This is a genomic window from Rhodosalinus sediminis (assembly GCF_003385555.1).
In the GTDB taxonomy this organism is placed as follows: Bacteria; Pseudomonadota; Alphaproteobacteria; order Rhodobacterales; family Rhodobacteraceae; genus Rhodosalinus; species Rhodosalinus sediminis.
In genome coordinates this window covers 1-3,370 of sequence record NZ_QOHR01000055.1, presented here as the reverse complement: position 1 = coordinate 3,370, position 3,370 = coordinate 1, and the positions used below count along the sequence as shown (strand labels likewise).

At 67.2% G+C, this 3,370-nt stretch carries 5 protein-coding genes and 1 pseudogene; 4 read left to right on the top strand and 2 right to left on the bottom strand.

The window, feature by feature from the left end:
* Window positions 1–211 (bottom strand): annotated as a pseudogene (locus DRV84_RS14940) (hypothetical protein); the annotation flags it as partial.
* A 113-nt stretch (window positions 212–324) separates the two neighbouring features.
* Between DRV84_RS14940 and DRV84_RS14935 the strand changes: the two are divergent.
* The 3 genes from DRV84_RS14935 (at window position 325) to DRV84_RS14925 (ending at window position 1,554) form a co-directional block, all read left to right on the top strand.
* Window positions 325–597 (top strand): hypothetical protein, encoded by a 273-nt coding sequence (locus DRV84_RS14935; protein ID WP_115982106.1) that lies wholly within the window; start codon window positions 325–327, stop codon window positions 595–597.
* 14 nt (window positions 598–611) lie between these two features.
* A complete protein-coding gene (locus DRV84_RS14930; protein ID WP_115982104.1) occupies window positions 612–830 on the top strand; it encodes a hypothetical protein in 219 nt (72 codons plus the stop codon).
* A gap of 136 nt (window positions 831–966) precedes the next feature.
* Entirely contained in the window at window positions 967–1,554 is a 588-nt protein-coding gene (locus DRV84_RS14925; protein WP_115982103.1) for a DUF3489 domain-containing protein, read from the top strand.
* A 386-nt stretch (window positions 1,555–1,940) separates the two neighbouring features.
* Here DRV84_RS14925 and DRV84_RS14920 read toward each other — a convergent pair whose 3' ends face one another.
* Complete coding sequence (locus DRV84_RS14920) at window positions 1,941–2,237, bottom strand: nickel-binding protein (RefSeq protein ID WP_115982101.1); 297 nt, start codon at window positions 2,235–2,237, stop codon at window positions 1,941–1,943.
* 152 nt (window positions 2,238–2,389) lie between these two features.
* Here DRV84_RS14920 and DRV84_RS14915 point away from each other — a divergent pair.
* On the top strand, window positions 2,390–3,370 hold a 981-nt coding region (locus tag DRV84_RS14915; RefSeq protein ID WP_115982099.1), incomplete at its 3' end, for a GlxA family transcriptional regulator.

Sequence of the window (3,370 nt, the reverse complement as noted above, 5' to 3'; positions counted from 1 at the left end):
CGGCCGCCTCCGGCACGGGCTTGCGGCTCAGCTGGGGCGGCTTGCGGGTCTTCGACGGGTCCGTGGTCTCGGCCCGGCGCGCGTCGCTGGCATCGGCGTCGATGCTCCCGTCTGCGTGCAGCACGAGGCGGCCGGCGGCCTTGGCCTTCTGGATCGCGCCACGCGAGAGGCCGACCCGGGCAGCGTACTGGCGCTCGCTCAGACCCTCCATGCCGCGCTCCGATTATCATTCGAAATCATGTGCTTATTGAGTTGATAAGCCTCCGCGCCAGAGCGAACCTGGATCCACAAGGACGATGCAACTCAGCGCACGGAGCCAAGACGATGACGACCCGCCTGAACCCGATCACCACGCCGCGCCACCAGCTTCGCGCCGAGAAGGCGCGCCGGAACAAGGAAGCGGCACTCGCCGCCTTCATCGGCAAGAAAACCGAGATCGACGAGATGCTCGCCCGACTGCAGGCACTCAGCGACGACCACTTCAACTGCGCCCCCGACGAGGCGGGCTGGGCGATGGTCGGCACCCTCGAACACTACGCAAGCCTGCTGAAGCGCATCACCGACAGCGCCTTCGGCGAGGGCGAACACGCCGAGTGACGGGAGCGCGCACCATGGAAACCAGCACCATCCGCATAGCCATCCGCAGCCTGAACGAGCCTTGGGATGCCAGCCGCATCCCCGTCGTCCTCGACGAGATCGGGGCCGCGCTCCGCGAGGAGGCGGACATTCCCGCACGCCTCACCGCCGACAGCATGACCATCGCCATCGACGTGACGACGGATCGACTGCCCGCCGCTGCCACGCTTCTGCGCGAACTCGGCCTGATCTGACCTCCGGCCCCGCCGGAACTCCCGCCGCGCCGTTGCGCGGTGAGCCCGAACCGTGGCCCCAGTGGGGCCGCGTAAGTCGGGCGAACGGGTCGTAGGAGGGTCGCGACGGTCGCGGCCCCGAAACCGGAGACCCCAGATGACCAAGTTTTCCGACACCCAGCTCGTGATCCTCGCCGCCGCCGCGCAGCGCGCGGACCGCAACGTCCTGCCGCTCCCCGGCTCCCTCCGCGGTGGCGCCGCCGCCAAGGTGGTGGGCGCTCTGCTGAAGCGCGGGTTGATCGCCGAATCGTTGACCGACAGCCAGACCAGGGCCGACGCCGCGCTCAACCGCATCTGGCGTAACGACGGGGACGGCCGCGGCATCCTCCTGCACGTCACCGACGCGGGCCTCGCCGCCATCGGCGTCGAGCCGGAGGACGCCGACAACGCGCCCACGGGCGCCGACGGGGCGCCGAGCGCGGAGCCCCCGCAGGACGCCCCCGCCGAAGCCGATCCCGCGCCCAGGGCGGGCACACCGCGCGCGGGCACGAAGCAGGCGAAACTGATCGAGATGCTCCGCGCACCCGAAGGTGCGACCATCGACGAGATCGTGGCAGCACTCGACTGGCAAGCTCACACCGCCAGGGGCGCCATGTCCGGCGCGCTGAAAAAGAAGCTCGGCCTGACCATCACCTCTGCGAAGGTCGAGGGCAGAGGGCGGGCGTACAAGATCGCCGAGGGCTGAACGGGCCAACCAAACGACTCGATCAAGCCGCCGTCCTGCTGGGGCGGCGGTTACCCAGCCAGCGCTGGCAGGCGACCGTCGCGAAGAGCCCGCACTGACCCCTAAGTGCCAGGGAGTGTTCGTTGATGCAGCGGGACGGGCTTTGTCGCGACCGCCCCTTGGCCACCGTTCATCAACATGCCTATGACGCGGCGCAACTCCACAGACGCGGTCTTTCGTGGCAGTGTGTGGTAGATTGGAGTTCGGTCCGTTGCGACTGCAACATTCGTGAGCGATTGGAGGCGAACGCCGCTTCACCTGTTTGTTGCTGCATCACGCTCGGCGCGGGCATGTCGCGGGGACAAAAAGCTTGAATTCCCTCGCGGAGAAACGCAAGGGAACCCCTTTCATACAATGGTGACCGGCTCGGGATCGTCCCGCTTCACTGCGGTGCCGCGGGCCAAGTGCACGTCTTCGGTCGGCGCGCCGATGCGCTGCCCATGTTCACGGATGGCTTCGCGGTCGCTGGCCTCGTAGATGCAGACAGACCCGATCCGGCCGTCTTCCTCTGTCACCGCGTAGCTGCGGATCCAGCGAAGCCGGTCCTTCATATCCTCGCCGACCTGGAGCGATTTCTCGTTGGTCGCCGCGAGTTCGTCTTCGTTCGACCAGATGCCGTGACGGCGGATGATGTAGAGATCCATCTCTTCCTCCTTTCCCTTGCGTCGATGCTCCGAGAATGGTGTCGGACCGTCCGGACGGGTACCCGGCGATCCGGACGGAAAGCGGGGAGGATCGCGCCAGACGGGCACGCAGCGGGGTGAAATCCCCGCCCCGAAATGGCAGTGTTGCGGCCATGACGGAGAGACACGACAAGCTGGATGTCGCGGTCGTTCTGGTCAACGAAGGCTATGCCTCGACAGCCGTCGGCCCGATCGAGGTCTTCTGTGCCGCGGGAACGATGTGGAACGAGATGTGCGGCGCCGATTCCGAGCCGCGGTTCCGCGTCACCACGGCGTCGATCGACGGCACGCCGGTTCAAAGCGCCTATGGACTGAACATCGCGCCCGACCGGGCCATCGCGGATCTCGGGCCGGTCGACCTGATCATGGTCTCCGCCTCTGGCCCGGTTCCGGACGAATGGATGGCCCGCCACGCCGCAATCCCGCCCTGGCTGGCGGAGCGGTATCGAAGCGGCACGCGGATCGCCGGAGTGTGTTCCGGCGTCGCATTTCTGGCCGAGGCTGGCCTGCTCGATGGTCGCAGGGCCACGACACATTGGGGCGTCGCCGAGAGCTTCCGGCGGCGATACCCCGACGTGTACTGGGAGACCGACCTGCTCATCACCGAGGACGCGGGCCTCTATTGCAGTGGCGGTGTCAATGCCGCCAGCGACCTGAGCCTGCACCTGGTCGAGCGGCTCTGCGGCCGCGAGGTTGCGATCGAGTGTTCCAAGGCGCTGCTTCTCGACATGCCGCGACCGAGCCAGTCCGGCTATGCCCTGCTGCCTCTGGCGCGGCCGCACGACGACGAAAAGGTTCGAAATGCCGAGCATCATCTCAGCAGACACTTCGGCCGCGACGTCCCGGTAGAGGAACTCGCAGACCTGGCGGGCATGAGCCGACGCAACTTCGTGCGTCGGTTCAATGAGGCCACGGGCCAAATGCCGGGGGTGTACCAGCAGATGCTGCGCGTCGCCGCCGCGCGGAAGATGCTCGAGGATGGAGCGCCGTCGATCGAGCAGGTTGGGCTTTCGGTCGGATACGAGGATGTCGCCTTCTTCCGCTGCATCTTCAAGCGCCATAGCGGCGTCACGCCGTCGGCCTATCGCGACCGG

What these genes read in the sequence shown, in the direction of transcription:
- DRV84_RS14935 (WP_115982106.1), top strand. Translation starts at nt 325, where the DNA reads ATGACGACCCGCCTGAACCCGATCACCACGCCGCGCCACCAGCTTCGC.
- DRV84_RS14920 (WP_115982101.1), bottom strand. Translation starts at nt 2,237, where the DNA reads ATGGATCTCTACATCATCCGCCGTCACGGCATCTGGTCGAACGAAGAC.
- DRV84_RS14930 (WP_115982104.1), top strand. Translation starts at nt 612, where the DNA reads ATGGAAACCAGCACCATCCGCATAGCCATCCGCAGCCTGAACGAGCCT.
- DRV84_RS14925 (WP_115982103.1), top strand. Translation starts at nt 967, where the DNA reads ATGACCAAGTTTTCCGACACCCAGCTCGTGATCCTCGCCGCCGCCGCG.